The sequence below is a fragment of the Micromonospora sp. NPDC048909 genome, from assembly GCF_040649635.1.
GTDB lineage: Bacteria > Actinomycetota > Actinomycetes > Mycobacteriales > Micromonosporaceae > Micromonospora.
The window spans coordinates 213,394-227,162 of record NZ_JBEZFU010000006.1; the positions used below are offsets into that span (position 1 = coordinate 213,394).

Genomic DNA, 13,769 nt, shown 5'->3' on the forward strand with positions numbered 1-13,769 from the left:
CGCAGGCCCGGCAGAGCCAGATCGGGCGCAGCGCCAGGTGCGGCCGGGCCGGCTGGTCCCGCTGCACGGGCGTCGGCCGGTGATCGGTGCCGGGCATGGGCGCCCCTCCTCTCGAGCTGAGTCGTCTGCGTCATCACCCGGCGGGCCACGAGAGCCCAGTGATCAAGAGGTTCGCGTCATCGCGGAGATCGAACTTGACGCGAACCTCTTGATCAACGCGCCGCTGGCTCCTTCACAGTCTGTGGGTGGGGCTACTACGGTCGGAAGTGTTTCCGGGCGCGGCGAGAGCGACGCTGCGATTCACTTTTCCCAGGCGGCGACCCGCCGGAGTGGATCACCGATCGGCTGGAGGGCGGCTGGCGATGACGGGTGGGCAGACGACGACGGCGGCGGCGTTCCTGCTGGCGGAGCTGCCGGGCCCGGGTGCGGCGCGGGTGGAGCCAGGACGAGTTGGCCCGCGCGGTGAACTACTTGCCTCGATGGTCAGTGCGGTCGAGTTGGCCCAGCAGGCCCCGACGGCGAAGTACCTGGAGCTGGTCGACCGGGTGATGGAGACCGGCGGCCTCTTCACCCGCATGTGCGAGCAGGCACTCCATCTGGCGCGGATCGCCACCGAGCATCCGCGAGTGCGGCTGCACGTCGTACCGCGATCGGCCGAGGAGTACCCGGGCCTCGGCGGGCAGTTCGCACTTGCGACCCTCCCCGACGGCACCGAGCTGGCCTATCTGGATTGTCAGGTCCGGGGCCAGGAACTGGACCCGGGCGGGGCCGATGCTGACCTTCGGGGCGTACGCCTGGCGGGTCTTCGTGGCAGCGCCGCCGCGCTGACGTGACCGCCCAGCCCGGCGCGGAGGTGCTGGCCCGGATCGACCGGGAGCGGGTGGTGTGGCTGTGCACGCTGCGGCCGGACGGGTCGCCGCACCTGACGCCGGTCTGGTACCTCTTCCTCGACGGGCAGTGGTGGGTGGGCACGGCCGAGCGCAACCGCAAGGTCCGCAACGTCGCCGCCGATCCCCGGGTGTCGCTCGCGCTGCCGGACGGGGACGCCCCGGTCGTCGCCGAGGGGCATGCCGCCGTGCTGCGCCCGCCGTTCCCCGCCGAGGTGGTCGCGGGCTTCCGCCAGCGGTACGACGGCTGGGACATCACCGCGGCCGCGCCGGACGGCCCCTACCTGCTGTTGCGGATCACCGTCACCCGCTGGCTGCTGACCGGGCGGGCCCGCTGACGGCCGGCCGGCTCACAGCCGACCGGCGGCCTTGCGCGCCCGGTAGGCGGTGACGGCGGCCCGGTTGCCGCAGCCTGCCTCGCAGAACCGGCGGGACCGGTTCCGGGAGAGGTCCACCAGCACGTTGTCGCAGTCGGGGTGGTCGCAGATCCGCAGCCGGCTCAGCTCGTCGCTGCGGACCAGGTCGGCGACCGCCATTGCCGCCTCGACCGCCATCCTGGTGGCCAGCGGCGCGTCCCGGGGCACGGCGTGGAAGTGGTAGGGCTCGTCGTCGTGTGTGATCAGCTGGGGCAGCGCGTCGTTCTCCCGGAGCAGGCCGTTGACGATCGCGACGATCTCGTCGGTGTCGGCCGCCCAGATCCGGCGCAGCCGTGGCCGCAGCTCGCGTACCGAATCCAGCTCGGCCCGGGTGTGCTCGTGGCGTCCGGTGTAGGCGTGCGCCAGGTAGAACTCGTCCAGCGCGGCGACGTCGGGCAGCCCTTCCCCGTCGCTGCCGTCGGTGTTGACCAGCGCGGCGGCGGCGGTCAGCGAACATTCGGTGTCATGGGCGAAAAGCAACTTGACTCCTGTCGGGGTGGCCGCCTAGCGTCATAGGTATACCCATAGTTTGCTCATGACCGCCTCGCCGTGCCAAGGAGCGCCCGATGCATCAACCACCCGCCGCCGGGCTCGGCCTTGGTCTCGCGCTGCTCTCCGCGGTCACCTTCGCCACCTCCGGCACCTTCGCCCGTTCGCTGATCGAGGCCGGCTGGTCGGCGCCGTCGGCCGTGATCGCCCGGGTCGGGATCGCCGCCGTGGTGGTGGCGGTGCCGGCGGCGCTCTCGTTGCGGGGCAAGTGGCACGTGCTGCGGCGCAACCTCAGCGTCGTCGGGGTCTTCGGGCTGCTCGGCGTGGCGCTCGCCCAGGTCTGCTTCTTCAACGCGGTGCGCTACCTGCCGGTCGGCGTCGCCCTGCTGCTGGAATACCTCGGCATCATCCTGGTGGTGGCCTGGACGTGGCTGGCGCACGGTCAGCGTCCCCGCCGGCTGACCGTGGCCGGGTCGGTGGCCGCCCTGGCCGGGCTGGTCTTCGTCCTCGACCTCACCGGCGCCGGCCGGCTCGACCCGGTGGGCGTGATCTGGGGGCTGGGCGCCGCCGTCGGTCTGGCCGGCTACTTCGTGCTCGCCGGCCGGGTCGACGCCGAGCTGCCCTCGGTGGTCCTGGCCAGCGGCGGAATGGCTGTCGGCGCCGCCGCCCTGCTCGCGCTCGGCCTGGTCGGGGTGCTGCCCCTGCACGCGAGCTTCGGCACCGTCGAGTTCGCCGGGCAGGAGACCAGCTGGCTGGTGCCGATCGCCGGCCTCTCCCTGGTCGCGGCCGTGGTCGCCTACCTGACCGGGATCGCCGGGGCGCGCATCCTCGGCCCCCGACTGTCGTCGTTCGTCGGGCTCACCGAGGTCATGTTCGCGGTCCTGATCGCCTGGCTGGTGCTCGGCGAACTGCCCACCGTGGTGCAGCTCTTCGGCGGTGCGCTGATCATCGCCGGCGTCGCGCTGGTCCGCCTCGCCGAACTGCGCGAAGGCCGGACGGCGGCGGACGCCGACCGGGAGCCGGTGCTCGCCGGCGAGCGGTGAGATCCTGGTCGGCGTGCTGACCACCGTTGTCTTCGACGCCGACGAGACCCTGCTCGACCTGCGCCCGGCGGTGACCGGCGGGCTGGTGGCCGTACTCGAGGAGATGCGGCGGCTGACTCCGGCGGCGGCCGAAGTGTCGCTCGCGGACGTGGAGTCGGACTGGGGTGCGGTCTTCGGCGAGCTGAGCGCCGCCCCCGTCATGGAGATCCGCCGGGCGGCGCTGACCCGCTCGCTGGCCCGGGCCGGGCTCGAAGCGCACCTGGACGACATCGCCGCGCTCTTCTTCGCCCGGCGGTTCGCGCTCACCCGGCCGTTTCCGGACGTGCTGCCCGCGCTGGCGGCACTGCGCCGACGCTGGACGTTGGGCTTCGCCACCAACGGCAACAGCCGCGCCGAACGCTGCGGGCTCGCCGGTGAGTTCAGCTTCGAGTTGTACGCGCACGAGAACGGGCTGCCCAAGAAGCCGGCGCCGGAGTTCTACGCGGCGGTGGTCGCGGCGGCCGGCGCTCCGGCATCGCAGGTGGTCTACGTGGGCGACTCGATCGAGCACGATGTGCGGGGGCCGCAGCGCGCCGGCCTGCGCGCCGTCTGGCTCAACCGCCTCGGCCTGCCGCGCCCGCCGGGCCTCGTCCCGGACGGCGAGGTGTCCACCGTGGCGGAGCTGCCGCAACTGCTGGCCGCTCTGGACGAACGCGAGACCGCCGGCGGATGACGGCGGTTCCCCGGTCGAACTTGTTCGGTGTGATGGGTGAGGCCGGCGCGGACAATCGGGCCCGAGGATCCGGTGGCACTGTCCCCGTGGGAACGTCGTGTGGCGGAATTCCTGCCGGTGCGGTGTGATGGCTGGCACGTTTCCGCAACGGAAGTACTCGATGTGGTGAGCAGACGCTTCACCGCCGGTGCCGTCGCCACGACGGCGGTGCTGGCCCTCACGGTCACCGGGTTGGGGGTGCCCGCAGGCGCCGCCCCGACCAGCTCCGGGACGTTCACCGGGGTCGCCGAGGACGGCGTCGGCGCGGACGCGGCGATCGCCGCGATCCGGGCGACCGGCGGCACGGTCACCGCCCGGACCGACGAGGTCGGCCTCTACCGGGTGGGCAGTGCCGGACCGACTTCGCAGCCAAGGCGACCGCCGCCCCGGCGTTGATCGGCGCCACCGAGCAGAAGGCCATCGGCCGCAAGCCGAAGCTCGACCTGGTCGAGCAGGAGCACCTGCTGGCCGCCGCGAAGACCAAGGGTGCCGCCGACCGGCGCTTATCGGCGTACTGGTGTCGATCACGGGCGACGCCAACCGCGCGACAGGAGCGCGGATCGCACCTCCCGCACCACGGTGGGAAATTCGCCGTGCAGCCGTCGGCTCGTGACGTGCAGCACGAGCCAACCCCCGGCGACCAGCTGGTTGAGCCGCCGCCGGTCGGCGTGCAACGGGTCGGCTTCGGCGTGCCAGTGGCCGTCGTACTCGACGGCGACCCGGTATTCCGGCCACGCCAGGTCGGGATGCACGATCAGGCCGGAGGCCACGGGCACCGGATGCTGTGCGACCGGACGTGGCAACCCTGCCAACACCAGTCGCACCCGCAGGTGGGACTCGGGTGGTGACTGGGCGCCCGCGTCGGCGAGGCCGAAGATCCAGGCGGCGCGGCGGCCACCGGGCCGGTCGAGGTGGCGGGTGGCGATGTCCGACAGCGCGGCGTCATCGGTGAGCCTCTGCCCGAGCAGGGCGTCCACGATGCCGACCGCCCGAACGGGATCCAGCCAGACGGCCGTCTCCCAGGCCGCTGCGGTCGGGTCGGAGCGGGGCATCGGGCCGCCCGTGGAGAGCAAGCTGCCGCTGGCCGAGGCAGCCGGACCGCCGATCGAGGACGAGCGGACGCAGGCCATCGCCGACCTACGGTCGGCCGTGTGCACCCGGATGCCCCGGTGGGAGTCGACCCGGGCCGTCCTCGGCACGAGTACGTGCACATCGTCGCTGAAGGACGCCGCGTGCTCGACTCCGTGCAGGTAGGCGGCCGAGGGGCCGGCGATCACCGCTCCGGGTGGCAGCCGCAGGAGGGCGGCCTGGCAGGTTAGCCGGTGGTCACGGTCGAGGCGGGCGTCCGCATAGACGTCATGCAGGAGCCGGACCCAGGAAGCGCCGCGCAGTTGATGCCGGGTGAGCAGGCACCGCCGGGTGGCGTCCGAGCCGCGGAAGACCCGCCAGGCCAGTGGTTCTGGCAGGTGGGGACGAGGAGGCATACGCCCACCCTCGCCTTCGTCGGGTGGCCCGCGGCAGCCCTGTGGACGAACACCGGCCGTCCCGCGCCCGAGGTCTGTGGACAACCGGTCGGTGCCGTCGCCGGCGTGGTATTCCTGATCGACTCCATGTCGGCGACATGGCGGTATCACCGCGCGATCGAGACCGCCATGTCGGCGACATTGTGTTGATCAAGCGCCGGGCCAGGCGGGCGTGGTCAGGATAGGGCGGTGGTGATGGCGGTGGCGGCGGCGCGTACCTGGGCGCCGACCACCTCGGCGTCCAGCGGGGCGAGCGCGACCACGCCGACGCTCGCCTCCAGGCCGGGCACTCCGAGCACCGGGGCGGCCACCCCGTACGCCCCGGCCTGAAGCTCGCCGCTGCTGGTCACCGGAGCCGCGGAACCGGCCCGGCCGGCCAGGATCGCCCGGCCGGCGGCCCCCCGGTCCAACGGGTGCCGAGCCCCGGTGCGGTATGCCACGTGGAACGAGGTCCAACTGGGCTCCACCACGGCCAGGGCGACCCCCTCGCCGCCCTCGACCACGGTGAGGTGCGCGGTGGCGCCGGCCTGCTCGGCCAGGCGGCGCAGCGCGGGCAGCGCTCCCTCGGCGAGCAGCGGCTGGGCCCGGCGGGCCAGGTGCAGCACGCCGGCGCCGAGGCGCAGCCGGCCGGCCTCGTCGCGGCGGAGCATGCCGTGCCCGGTCAGCGGGCCGGCCAGTCGGTAGACGGCCGCCCGGCCGATGCCCAGCCGGTTGGCGGCCTCGGTGACGGTCAGCCCGCCCGGCGCGTCGGCGACCAGGTGCAGCAGGCGTAGCCCGCGCTCCAGGGTCTGCGCCGTCTCACCCGCCGACCCGCCGCCGATGCCTGCCGACCCACCGCCGCCGGGCGACCCGCCGGCGCCCGCCGGGCTGCCGCCGCCGGTGCCTGCCGAGCCGCCGGTGCCGGAGCCTGCCGGCCTGCCGCCGGGCGGTCCGCCGGGGCCGGTGGGCGCGTCGGGCGGGGCGCCGCCGGGCCGTGCCGCCGTGTCCATGACAGGGAGCGTACGACGCGGCACCGGCCGCCCCCGAAATGTACGGACGGCTACCCTTGTACGGTGACGCTACGCCTGTATGACACCGCCACCCGATCGGTGCGGGACTTCGTCCCGCGGGAAGCCGGCAAGGTGGGGGTCTACCTGTGTGGTCTCACCCTGCAGGCGCCGCCGCACATCGGTCACCTTCGCTCCGGCGTCAACTACGACATCCTGCGTCGCTGGCTGATGGTCGCCGGCTACCAGGTCACCTTCATCCGCAACCTGACCGACATCGACGACAAGATCCTCGTCAAGGCGATGGAGCGGGGTCAGGCGTTCTGGTCGATCGCGTACGCCAACGAGCAGATCCTGGGCGCGGCCTACCGGGCGCTCAACGTGCTGCCGCCGACCTACGAGCCGCGGGCCACCGGGCACATCCCGGAGATGCACGAGTTGATCGCCAAGCTGATCGCCGACGGGCACGCCTACCCGGCCGTCGACGGCTCCGGCGACGTCTACTTCGACGTGGCCTCGTGGCCGGCCTACGGGTCGCTCTCCAACCAGTCGCCGGACGACATGCAGTCCGCCGGCGACGCCCCCGACCGGGGCAAGCGCGACCCCCGCGACTTCGCGCTCTGGAAGGGCGCCAAGCCCGAGGAGCCGCAGGACGCCTACTGGCCGTCGCCGTGGGGCCGGGGCCGCCCGGGCTGGCACATCGAGTGCTCGGCGATGTGCTGGCGCTACCTGGGCGCCGAGTTCGACATCCACGGCGGCGGGCTCGACCTGACCTTCCCGCACCACGAGAACGAGATCGCCCAGTCCCAGGCCGCCGGCCTGCCGTTCGCCCGCTACTGGGTGCACCACGGCCTGCTCAGCATCGGCGGCGCCAAGATGGGCAAGTCGCTCGGCAACACCCTCGACCTGGCGTACGTCGACTCGCTCGGGGTGCGCCCGGTGGAGCTGCGCTACTACTACGCCGCCGCGCACTACCGCTCCCGGATCGACTACTCGGAGGAAGCGCTCCGCGAGGCGGCCACCGCCTACCGGCGGGTCGAGGGGTTCGTGCAGCGGGCCGTGGAGCGGGTCGGCGCCGGGCAGTTCGGCGAGTTGCCGGCCGGGTTCGTCGCCGCGATGGACGACGACCTGAACACCTCCGCCGCGCTGGCCGTGCTGCACGAGGTGGTCCGGGACGGCAACACGGCGCTGACCGGCGGCGACGATGTGACGGTCCGCACCACGCTGGCCGCCGTCCGCACGATGCTGGATATCCTCGGGGTCGACCCCCTCGACCCGGTGTGGACCGGTGGCGGGCGGGTGGACGACCTGCGCGGAGTGGTGGACTCGCTCATCGCTCTGGCCCTGGAGCAGCGCGCGCAGGCCCGCACCCGCAAGGACTGGACCGCCGCGGACGCGGTACGTGACCAGCTCAAGCAGGCCGGCGTGGTGGTCGAGGACACCCCCCAGGGCCCCCGTTGGACTATTGGAGAGCAGGACTGATGGCCGGCAACTCGCAGCGCCGTGGCCGGCGACTGACGCCGAAGGCGGGCGCCCCGAAGGGCTCTGGCGGCAAGAACCGGGATTCCCTCGCCGGGCGGGGCAAGACCCTGCCGGCCGACGAGCGGCCCTGGCACAAGGCTTACTCGGGCACCGAGAAGCTGCCCCAGCGCACCGCCTGGAAGCAGGACAAGGAGCGTCGGGCCGCGGCCGAGGAGGGGCGCGCCCCCAAGATCGGCCAGCCCGGTTCCAAGGACACCACCTGGGGCAAGGGTGGCGGCCGGGGCGTGCCCGCCGGCGGCGGTCGCGGCGCGGCCGGTCGCGGCGGCAAGCCGACCGGTGGCCGTACCGGGCCGCGGGTCGCCCCGGGGCGCAAGTCCAACCCGTCGCGGGACACGCCCGAGCTGCTGGTCGGCCGGAACCCGGTGGTGGAGTCGCTGCGGGCCGGCGTGCCGGCGACCGCGCTCTACACCGCACAGGGCATGGAGAGCGACGACCGGATCAACGAGATCGTGCGGACCGCCGCCGACCGGGGCATCGCCATCCTTGAGGTGAGCCGGGCCGAGCTGGACCGGATGACCGGCGGGGTGCTGCACCAGGGTGTCGGCCTCCAGGTGCCGCCGTTCGCGTACCAGCCGTTCGAGGACATGGTCGCCGCCGCGGTGGAGCAGACCGCCCCGCTGCTGGTCGCGCTGGACGGGGTCACCGATCCGCGCAACCTCGGCGCGGTCATCCGTTCCGCCGCCGCGTTCGGCGCGCAGGGTGTCTTCGTACCCGAGCGGCGGGCTGCCGGGATCACTGCGACCGCCTGGCGGACCAGCGCCGGCGCGGCCGCGCGGGTGCCGGTCGCCCAGGTGACCAACCTGACCCGGTCGCTGAAGGCCTGCCGGGACGCGGGCTTCATGGTCATCGGCCTGGACGCCGACGGCGAGACCGACCTCTACGACCTGGAGGCCGCGGTCGGGCCGCTGGTCGTGGTGGTCGGCTCCGAGGGGCGTGGGCTGTCCCGGCTGGTCGGCGAGACCTGCGACCTGACCGTGAGCATCCCGATGATCACCGAGGTCGAGTCGCTGAACGCCAGTGTCGCCGCCGCGGTCACGCTCGCCGAGGTGGCGCGCCGCCGCGCAGCGGCACTGTAACGACGCCGACGAGGCCCCTTCCCCACCGGACGTGGTGGCGGAAGGGGCCTCGTCGCATGTCGGAGCCCCCGGGGTACGACGAAAGGGCGGCCCGCCGAAGCGGACCGCCCTTCGTTGTTGCGTACGTCAGATCCGCTTGCCGGTGGTGGCGTGGAAGACGTGGCTGCGGCCGGTACGCGGCTTGACGAACACGGTGTCGCCCATGTTCGGCATGCTGCGCCGGTCGGTGCGGACGACGAACCGCTCGGAGCTGCCGCCCAGCGCCGCGTGGCCGTAGATGTTGGCGTCCGAGCCGAGGTCCTCGACCAGCTCGACCACGACCGGCATGCCGCCCTCGGTCGGGCTGACCAGGTCGCAGTCCTCCGGCCGGAAGCCGACGGTGACCTTGCCGTCGCCGCCCTCGGCCTTGGCCGCCTCGACCTGCTCGCGGGTCAGCGGGATGTGCATCTCGGCGAACTCGGCGCCCTGCTCGGCCAGCGGCACGGTCTTGATGTTCATGGCGGGGGAGCCCATGAAGCCGGCGACGAAGACGTTGGCCGGGGTGTCGTAGAGCGCCCGCGGGGTGTCCACCTGCTGGAGCTCACCGTCGAGCAGCACCGCGACCCGGTGGCCCATGGTCATGGCCTCGACCTGGTCGTGGGTCACGTAGACGGTGGTGACGCCCAGCTTGGCCTGGAGCGACGCGATCTGGGTACGGGTCTGCACCCGGAGCTTGGCGTCGAGGTTCGACAGCGGCTCGTCCATGAGGAAGACCTGCGGCTCGCGGACGATCGCCCGGCCCATCGCCACGCGCTGGCGCTGACCACCGGAGAGCGCCTTCGGCTTGCGGCCCAGGTACTCCTCCAGCTGGAGCAGCCCGGCCGCCTCCTTGACCCGCCGGTCGATCTCCGACTTCGAGGTCTTACGGAGCTTGAGCGCGAACGCCATGTTCTCGTACACCGTCATGTGCGGGTAGAGGGCGTAGTTCTGGAAGACCATCGCGATGTCGCGGGCCTTCGGGGGGAGGTGGGTGACGTCGCGCTGGTCGATGTAGATCGAGCCGGCGTCGACGTCCTCCAGGCCGGCGAGCATCCGCAGGCTGGTGGACTTGCCGCAACCGGAGGGGCCGACCAGGACGAGGAACTCGCCGTCGCCGATCTCGAGGTCCAGCTCGTTGACGGCGGGACGCTCGGTGCCCGGGTAGATCCGGGACGCCTTGGAATAGGTGACCGTAGCCATGGTGGAGCGCTTCCTTTCACCGGCAGGAACGTGCCGGACGATCCGAGTGAAGGAGCGACCGACGCGTGCCCGCGCCGGCCAACGGGCGGCGGGTGCGGTCGCGTGGCGGCCGGACATGTCGTCCGTGTCACTGCACCGTAAACGGCTTTTCCGCCGCTGCCAAGACGCGACGATCTCGATGCGAGCGATGGCATACGCATTCCGGGCATCCGGGCACGGGCAGCCATCAATCGCCGTCGGTGATCGTGAGCGGGCGATGCCGGGACGGTCGGGATGTTGACGTTTCCCGTGCTGGGGATGCCTGGCGAGCGGGATATCCGGACGTCAGTCGCTATGCTGGCGACGACGCACGCGCCCCTGTAGCTCAGCTGGCCAGAGCACTCGCCTTGTAAGCGAGATGTCGCCGGTTCGATCCCGGCCGGGGGCTCCAATTCCACCAGGCTTTTCCCGACGGGCAATGCCCCTGAGGCGACCGGTTGACAGCAACGCTGACAGCAGCCGGAGTCATGACAGCCGCCCGTCGAGCTTGCCGAGCGCCTGTCGCATCGCGTCGGCGAGAGCTCGCCGCGCCGGAGCCCCATGTGGCGGCCACGACGTAGAGCGCGTGGAGGCGGTGGCCTGCGGAAGCGACCCTGCCGAAGATCCCGCCAAACTTTCTCTCGGGATGGCGTCGGATCCGGGCCGAGTCGTTCGTAGAACGGGCGAGAGGCGGAGACGTCCGCCCGACCCGTGATGCTCAACCAGCTAGCAGGCGAGGGTGACATCCCAATCGGGTCCTACGTGCACCGGGAGGTAAAGGCATGGCAAAGCTGATCTACGTGACTAATGTGTCGATTGACGGCTATATCGAGGACGAACGCGGAGTCTTCGCCTGGTTCCCGCGCGACGACGAGGTATTCACGTTCACCACCAACCTCCTGCGGTCCGTGGGTACATTCCTTTACGGGCGGCGCCTGTATGAATCGATGGCCGTCTGGGAAACCGACGCTGCTCTAGCCGCGCAGTCCGGCCTCATGGCTGACTTCGCGAGCGCCTGGCAAGCGGCGAACAAGGTCGTCTACTCCACGACTCTCACCGCGGTGTCAACGGCCGTCACCAGCTTGGAGCGCCGTTTCGACCCCGCTGTCGTACACCAGCTGAAGGCCACGGCCGGCAGTGATATCACCGTTGGAGGCGCCAACCTGGCGGCGCAGGCCATGCGGGCTGGACTGGTTGACGAGTGCCAGTTATTCGTCTGGCCCACGGCCGTCGGAGGCGGCAAGCCGGGGCTGCCTACTGGCGTGCGCACCGACTTCGCGCTCCTCGACGAGCGCCGATTCCAAAACGGCGTCGTTCACCTCCGTTACCGCACTCTCGGCCACTAACCAGGGTTACCACCCTGATCTGGGCGCTGCGGCCTGTGTGACGAGCGCCCGCCCACCCATCCGCCGCTCGTGGAACCCATGAGCGTTCGCGGGCTGGTTCCCCAGCATCGGAGGTCCATCGCACGACCGAGTGAACCCTTCTCGGCAGAAGCGGATGCCTGGCACACCAGCGTCGCGGACCGTGGGCGGAGCCGATCACCGCCGAGGACGCGGGCAGGACCGTGCCGACATCGCCGGGGCCGAGCAGGAGATGACCCTGCGCTCCGAGCGTCCGGTGGTGGGCGAGGAGCGGGCGGGTCACGAGACCCGCCCGCTCGTCACACGTCGCCAATTGCTGCCGGCGTCCGGAGGCCGCGGGCGGAGGCGAATCAGCAGAGGCGCTCGACTGTCGGGGGTGCGGCCCCGTCCCAATCAGGCCCGGCTCGACCGGGCCCACAGGTTGATGCCGGACTCCGTCGCGTACCGGTCGATCTCGGCCAGCTCGTCGTCGGTGAACGCGGTGTTCTCCAGCGCCGCCACGTTCGCCTCCAACTGGGCGACGCTGCTGGCACCGAGCACGGTCGAGGTCATCCGCGGGTCGCGCAGGGTCCAGGCGATCGCCAGTTGGGCGAGGCTCTGCCCGCGCCGCGCGGCGATCGTGTCGAGCGCGCGGATCTTGTCCAGGTTCTCCTCGGTCAGCCAGTCCGTCGAGAGCGAGCTCTGGGCGGTGGCCCGCGAGTTCTCCGGCACGCCCTTCAGGTAGCGGTCGGTCAGCATGCCCTGGGCCAGCGGCGAGAAGCCGATGCAGCCGACGCCCTCGCGCTCCAACACGTCCAGCAGGTCGTCCTCGATCCAGCGGTTCAGCATCGAGTACGACGGTTGGTGGATCAGCAGCGGCGTGCCGAGTTCGCGGAGGATCGCCGCGGCCTCGGCCGTCCGGGCCGGGGAGTAGGAGGAGATGCCGACGTAGAGCGCCTTGCCGGCCCGTACCGCCGCGTCCAGCGCGCCCATGGTCTCTTCCAGCGGGGTGTCGGGGTCGAAGCGGTGCGAGTAGAAGATGTCGACGTAGTCCAGACCCATCCGCTCGAGCGACTGGTCCAGCGACGCGGTCAGGTACTTCCGGGAGCCCCACTCGCCGTACGGGCCGGGCCACATGTCGTAGCCGGCCTTGGTGGAGATGACCAACTCGTCGCGGTACGGCCGGAAGTCGGTGGCGAGGACGCGGCCGAAGTTCTCCTCGGCGGAGCCGTACGGCGGGCCGTAGTTGTTGGCCAGGTCGAAGTGGGTGATGCCCAGGTCGAAGGCGCGGTGCAGGATCGCGCGCTGGGTGTCGAGCGGGCGGTCGTGGCCGAAGTTGTGCCACAGGCCGAGCGACACGGCGGGCAGCTTCAGGCCGCTGCGGCCGGACCGGCGGTACTCCATGTCGCGGTACCGGTCGGGCTCGGCTCGGTAACTGGTGCTCACGGCACTCCTTCGCAGGTGATGGTCGGGCGGTCGCGGCGCTCGGGCCGCGACCGCCCGGGGTACGCGGTGGTTCAGCCGAGGCTGGCCAGCTCCTCGGCGGTGAGGGTCAGCTCGGGCGCCTGCGCCGAGTCGCGGATCGTCTCCGGCCGGCTCGCGCCCGGGATCGGCACGACCACCGGCGACTTGGCCAGGTGCCAGGCGAGGCAGACCCGCTGCGGGCTCACCCCGTGCCGCTCGGCGATCTCGGCGAAGGCGGCGGCGTGCCCGCCCAGCTGGTCGGCGCGGGCGATGCCGCCCAGCGGCGACCAGGGCAGGAAGGCGATGCCGAGCTGGTCACAGAGTTCCAGCTCGGGCTCGGAGGAGCGGAAGGCCGGCGAGAACTGGTTCTGCACCGAGACCAGCCGCCCGCCGAGGATCTCCTGGGCCTCGCGGATCTGCTCCGGGTTGGCGTTGGAGATGCCGGCCATCCGGATCTTGCCGGCGTCCAGCAGGTCGCGGACCGCGCCGATGGAGTCGGCGTACGGGACCCTCGGGTCCGGGCGGTGGTGCTGGTAGAGGCCGATGGCGTCGACGCCGAGGCGCTTCAGCGAGGCCTCGCAGGCCCGCTTGAGATATTCGGGGGAGCTGTTGAGCGTCCAGCTGCCGTCGCCGGGGCGCAGGTGCCCACCCTTGGTGGCGACCAGCACCTGCGTCGTGTCGCCGCCGTAGGTGGCGAGTGCGCGGGCGATCAGCGACTCGTTGTGGCCGACCTCGTCGGCGTGCAGGTGGTAGGCGTCAGCGGTGTCGATCAAGGTGATGCCGGCGTCCAGCGCGGCGTGGATGGTACGGATCGAGCGGTCCTCGTCCGGGCGGCCCTCGATCGACATCGGCATCCCGCCGAGCCCGATCGCACTGACCGACACGTCGCCGATGCGGCGGCTCTGCATGGCAAGACCTCCTCGTCACGGTCCCGCGTTCGCGGACCAGGCCTTCCAGCCTGGTACCGCCACCGGCCCCCGTCCAACAGAAGAAACCGCTCAGAATCAGCACAT

At 72.0% G+C, this 13,769-nt stretch carries 12 protein-coding genes, 1 tRNA gene and 2 pseudogenes; 9 read left to right on the plus strand and 6 right to left on the minus strand.

Features of this window, described 5'->3' with window-relative positions; translation table 11 throughout:
- Positions 1 to 362 precede the first annotated feature (362 nt).
- Positions 363 to 758, plus strand: a pseudogene (locus tag AB0C04_RS18585) (Scr1 family TA system antitoxin-like transcriptional regulator); the annotation flags it as partial.
- Positions 759 to 829: 71 nt separating this feature from the next.
- Positions 830 to 1,225 (plus strand): pyridoxamine 5'-phosphate oxidase family protein, encoded by a 396-nt coding sequence (locus AB0C04_RS18590; protein ID WP_357055804.1) that lies wholly within the window; start codon positions 830 to 832, stop codon positions 1,223 to 1,225.
- Between the two features lie 12 nt (positions 1,226 to 1,237).
- On the opposite strand, the gene AB0C04_RS18595 is transcribed toward AB0C04_RS18590, so the two are convergent.
- Complete coding sequence (locus AB0C04_RS18595) at positions 1,238 to 1,783, minus strand: CGNR zinc finger domain-containing protein (RefSeq protein WP_357055807.1); 546 nt, start codon at positions 1,781 to 1,783, stop codon at positions 1,238 to 1,240.
- Between the two features lie 86 nt (positions 1,784 to 1,869).
- Between AB0C04_RS18595 and AB0C04_RS18600 the strand changes: the two genes are divergently transcribed.
- The 3 genes and pseudogenes from AB0C04_RS18600 to AB0C04_RS18610 all read left to right on the plus strand — a co-directional run.
- Positions 1,870 to 2,835, plus strand: coding sequence for an EamA family transporter (locus AB0C04_RS18600; protein WP_357055810.1), 966 nt, complete (start codon positions 1,870 to 1,872; stop codon positions 2,833 to 2,835).
- Positions 2,836 to 2,848: 13 nt separating this feature from the next.
- Entirely contained in the window at positions 2,849 to 3,547 is a 699-nt protein-coding gene (locus AB0C04_RS18605; protein ID WP_357055813.1) for an HAD family hydrolase, read from the plus strand.
- Positions 3,548 to 3,712: 165 nt separating this feature from the next.
- Positions 3,713 to 4,074, plus strand: a pseudogene (locus AB0C04_RS18610) (serine protease); the annotation flags it as partial.
- Between the two features lie 36 nt (positions 4,075 to 4,110).
- Here the strand turns inward: AB0C04_RS18610 and AB0C04_RS18615 are convergent.
- On the minus strand, positions 4,111 to 5,070 hold the full coding sequence (locus AB0C04_RS18615) for a hypothetical protein (RefSeq protein WP_357055816.1): 960 nt from the start codon (positions 5,068 to 5,070) through the stop codon (positions 4,111 to 4,113).
- A gap of 215 nt (positions 5,071 to 5,285) precedes the next feature.
- Positions 5,286 to 5,930, minus strand: coding sequence for a helix-turn-helix domain-containing protein (locus AB0C04_RS18620; protein WP_357056541.1), 645 nt, complete (start codon positions 5,928 to 5,930; stop codon positions 5,286 to 5,288).
- A 231-nt stretch (positions 5,931 to 6,161) separates the two neighbouring features.
- On the opposite strand from AB0C04_RS18620, the gene cysS reads away from it, so the two are divergent.
- Both cysS and rlmB read left to right on the plus strand, forming a co-directional pair.
- Positions 6,162 to 7,577, plus strand: a complete 1,416-nt coding sequence (gene cysS, locus AB0C04_RS18625) for a cysteine--tRNA ligase (protein ID WP_357055819.1) — start codon at positions 6,162 to 6,164, stop codon at positions 7,575 to 7,577.
- Positions 7,577 to 8,713 (plus strand): 23S rRNA (guanosine(2251)-2'-O)-methyltransferase RlmB, encoded by a 1,137-nt coding sequence (rlmB, locus tag AB0C04_RS18630; RefSeq protein WP_357055823.1) that lies wholly within the window; start codon positions 7,577 to 7,579, stop codon positions 8,711 to 8,713. Before cysS ends, rlmB begins: the two co-directional genes overlap by 1 nt.
- Before the next feature lie 126 nt (positions 8,714 to 8,839).
- On the opposite strand, the gene ugpC is transcribed toward rlmB, so the two are convergent.
- Positions 8,840 to 9,931, minus strand: a complete 1,092-nt coding sequence (ugpC, locus tag AB0C04_RS18635; RefSeq protein ID WP_357055826.1) for a sn-glycerol-3-phosphate ABC transporter ATP-binding protein UgpC — start codon at positions 9,929 to 9,931, stop codon at positions 8,840 to 8,842.
- Positions 9,932 to 10,284: 353 nt separating this feature from the next.
- Between ugpC and AB0C04_RS18640 the strand changes: the two genes are divergently transcribed.
- Positions 10,285 to 10,361: transfer RNA gene (locus tag AB0C04_RS18640), tRNA-Thr, on the plus strand.
- 370 nt (positions 10,362 to 10,731) lie between these two features.
- On the plus strand, positions 10,732 to 11,295 hold the full coding sequence (locus AB0C04_RS18645) for a dihydrofolate reductase family protein (RefSeq protein ID WP_357055829.1): 564 nt from the start codon (positions 10,732 to 10,734) through the stop codon (positions 11,293 to 11,295).
- A 411-nt stretch (positions 11,296 to 11,706) separates the two neighbouring features.
- Here the strand turns inward: AB0C04_RS18645 and mgrA are convergent, their stop codons facing one another.
- Positions 11,707 to 12,738, minus strand: coding sequence for an L-glyceraldehyde 3-phosphate reductase (mgrA, locus tag AB0C04_RS18650; RefSeq protein ID WP_357055832.1), 1,032 nt, complete (start codon positions 12,736 to 12,738; stop codon positions 11,707 to 11,709).
- A gap of 71 nt (positions 12,739 to 12,809) precedes the next feature.
- Positions 12,810 to 13,664 carry an aldo/keto reductase gene (locus tag AB0C04_RS18655; RefSeq protein ID WP_357055835.1) on the minus strand — a complete coding sequence of 285 codons (855 nt, stop codon included), beginning with the start codon at positions 13,662 to 13,664 and terminating at the stop codon, positions 12,810 to 12,812.
- Positions 13,665 to 13,769 lie beyond the last annotated feature (105 nt).

Bases quoted from the DNA above. Each gene is read 5' to 3' on its own strand.
- AB0C04_RS18600 (WP_357055810.1), top strand. From the start codon at position 1,870: ATGCATCAACCACCCGCCGCCGGGCTCGGCCTTGGTCTCGCGCTGCTC.
- AB0C04_RS18615 (WP_357055816.1), bottom strand. From the start codon at position 5,070: ATGCCTCCTCGTCCCCACCTGCCAGAACCACTGGCCTGGCGGGTCTTC.
- rlmB (WP_357055823.1), top strand. From the start codon at position 7,577: ATGGCCGGCAACTCGCAGCGCCGTGGCCGGCGACTGACGCCGAAGGCG.
- ugpC (WP_357055826.1), bottom strand. From the start codon at position 9,931: ATGGCTACGGTCACCTATTCCAAGGCGTCCCGGATCTACCCGGGCACC.
- AB0C04_RS18645 (WP_357055829.1), top strand. From the start codon at position 10,732: ATGGCAAAGCTGATCTACGTGACTAATGTGTCGATTGACGGCTATATC.
- AB0C04_RS18655 (WP_357055835.1), bottom strand. From the start codon at position 13,664: ATGCAGAGCCGCCGCATCGGCGACGTGTCGGTCAGTGCGATCGGGCTC.